Below are 2,876 nucleotides of genomic sequence, written 5' to 3' on the forward strand. Positions count from 1 at the left end.
GGATGATAAAATCCGAATAATCCTGGAATATATTAAGCGACTTGAGAAAACCCGAAAAGATGGGAAGGACTTCAAAGACCGCCCAAGGATCGGATATAAAAAATGAAAACCAGAAAAGCTTGCGCTCGATTTCCAATTCACTTAAGGGCAGACTGTGGGAAGCCTTTTGTGGGCTAGCCGGAGGGGCTATTTAATATAATGCCTAATTCTAGTGTCAGAGCAGGATCTCAGCAAAAGTGTAATTCAGACGCAGCTGCACTAGAATGTACTTGGATTATGTTGATATAGCTTTGGTAATCAATGATATGCACAGAACTCCTGCGTTTTTCCCAGATTAGACAGTGATTTTCGAGAGGGGAGAGGCTTTGCTTTTCTGAATGATTGATGGATACACTCTTTCTGCGTTGCAAGCAACGTGAAAAGTGTGTTTTGCATATACGCTGATAAATAGTCCTTTTCAGCATCAACCTTTAAAATTACATTTTGCGACCTTAAAAATTACTTCGTATGAGCCAAACTGATAAACTAACTATTTCTGAGGAAGTTATCCTCACAAAGATCTTTCTGATCAGGGGGCAAAAAGTCATGATTGATCGTGACCTTGCAGAGCTGTATGGGGTCGAAACAAGGACTTTAAATCAAGCTGTTAGACGTAATCTAAGAAGATTTCCGGAGGATTTTATGTTCCAACTGACCGTACAAGAATTTGAAAATTGGAAATCACAAATTGTGATATCCAATTCTGAACGGATGAGTATGCGCAAAGCCCCACTTGTTTTCACAGAGCAGGGAATCGCTATGCTTTCAAGCGTCCTCAACAGTGATCAGGCTATTTCTGTAAATATCCAGATCATTCGCATCTTCACAACAATGAGGACCATGCTCTCATCCCAGAAAGACTTGATTCTTGCTTTGGAGCGAATACAAAATAAGCAAGTGGATCACGAGGAAAAGATTTCCTTGATCTTAAGGTATATCAGAAAAATACAAGAATCCAAACAAGCAGAAATAGATTTCTCGGAGCGCCCAAGAATTGGTTTTAAGAAATAGCAGTAGTAGAAACAACCCGGTTTAATGGAGGTCGCAATTTGCGGGCTGGATGAAGCGGCAATTGGCTGCGCCGAGCTCCGCTTCGCTCCGGTTCAACATAATGTCTAATTCTAGTGTCAGTGCATCAACCTGGCAGAAGAGCAAACACAGTCGTAACTGACCTAGAATGTACTTGCATTATATTGATATTGCTTTGGATATAAATACATTACTCTACCTCCTTACCATAATCTGCCAAAGGATCATGTGATTTCGAGAGGGGAGAGGCTTGGCTTTTCCGAATGGTTGATGGATACACTCTTTTGACGTTGTGCAGCAACGTGAAAAGGGTGTTTTCGTTAATGCGCTGATAGTTGGATGGTATTCCACATTAACTCATACGAATAGCTCTATGATCACTAAATGACCTTAAAGCTCAGGCACCCTACTAATTCTAAATTTACATGAGCAAGAAATCAATACCAAGGAGCGAGATTCTTTTTCAAAAAATCCAGGCAATACTTGAAGAGGCAAAGTACATAGTATATCAGAAAACCAATTCTGAAATGTTACGTGCCTACTGGAATATTGGAAAGGAAATTATGGAAGAGGAGCAAAATGGCTTGAGTCGGGCGAAATATGGTATTGCTTTACTGGAAGAGTTAGCTATGCGACTCTCATCATTGTATGGTAAAAGTGTAAGCAGCCGAAATCTTCGGTATATGCGCCAGTTTTATAGGGAGTTTCCAAAATGGAACGCAGTGAGTTCCGAATTATCATGGACCCACTACAGACTCCTACTGAAGGTTGAAAATGAGAATGCCAGAGAATTCTACCTAGACGAAGCTATTGCTGGAAACTGGAGCACTCGACAGCTTGAAAGACAAATCAATTCTTTGTATTTCGACAGGTTATTGATAGCCAAAGATAAGACTGAGATTAAGCTTGTCTGTGATAATGTAAAGGATTCCAGCCATCCAGAAGACATTATTAAAGACCCATTTGTACTTGAGTTCCTCGATGTAAAAGAGAATGAGACGTTGGCAGAATCCGACCTGGAATCTGCATTAATCGAAAAATTGAAACATTTTTTACTTGAACTGGGAAATGGATTCTCATTCGTTGGCCGGCAGTACAGGATAACGGCTGATAATGATCACTACTACATCGACCTGGTATTCTACAATTACATTCTGAAATGCTTTCTGCTCATTGATCTGAAAACTGAAAAACTTACGCACCAAGACATAGGACAGATGGATTTTTATATTCGGTTCTTTGAAGATCAAATAAAACAACCAAATGATAATCCATCAATTGGATTGATCTTATGCACAGAGAAAAATAAAACCATTGTGAAATACAGTTTGCTTAATGAAAGTAAACAAATCTTCGCATCAAAATACCAGTTATATCTTCCGACTACAAAACAATTGGAACAGGAAATTAGCAGGGAAAGATTGCAAATAGAGCAAGAAAAAGATTTGTTATAATTGCACTATTTTTCCTGAGGACTTCATGTTCCAGTTAATCCAAGAGGAATTTGATAACTTGATATTCCAAATTGGAAGATCAAGTTGGGGAGGGCTTCGTAAACTGCCAAGGGCTTTTGCGGGCAGGCTTTAGCGGCTATTTAACATAATGCCAATTCTAGTGTCAGAGCGACAACCTGGCAACAAAGCAAGAAAGCCTCAGTTGAACTAGAATTAATATTATGTTAAATAGAATAAATAGAAAGAAAGGGAGATAATTTCATCTTACCTCCCCTTCATTGTTTCCTTTTGTCCTGATTCTTCCCGGCTACATCTCGCCTTTCAATGCTTTTACACGCTCGTAATCCTCCATCC

General features: G+C 39.4%; 3 protein-coding genes. All 3 read left to right on the forward strand.

All coding sequences use genetic code 11. The annotated features are described in order from the left end of the window. The first annotated feature begins 507 nt into the window (after positions 1–507). A complete protein-coding gene (locus Q0L68_RS19030; protein ID WP_296705832.1) occupies positions 508–1,050 on the forward strand; it encodes an ORF6N domain-containing protein in 543 nt (180 codons plus the stop codon). A 443-nt stretch (positions 1,051–1,493) separates the two neighbouring features. Next, positions 1,494–2,522 carry a PDDEXK nuclease domain-containing protein gene (locus Q0L68_RS19035; RefSeq protein ID WP_296705833.1) on the forward strand — a complete coding sequence of 343 codons (1,029 nt, stop codon included), beginning with the start codon at positions 1,494–1,496 and terminating at the stop codon, positions 2,520–2,522. A 7-nt stretch (positions 2,523–2,529) separates the two neighbouring features. Next, complete coding sequence (locus Q0L68_RS20010) at positions 2,530–2,655, forward strand: ORF6N domain-containing protein (RefSeq protein ID WP_366938425.1); 126 nt, start codon at positions 2,530–2,532, stop codon at positions 2,653–2,655. Positions 2,656–2,876 lie beyond the last annotated feature (221 nt).

It is taken from the genome of Algoriphagus sp. (assembly GCF_024642405.1).
Taxonomy (GTDB): Bacteria; Bacteroidota; Bacteroidia; order Cytophagales; family Cyclobacteriaceae; genus Algoriphagus.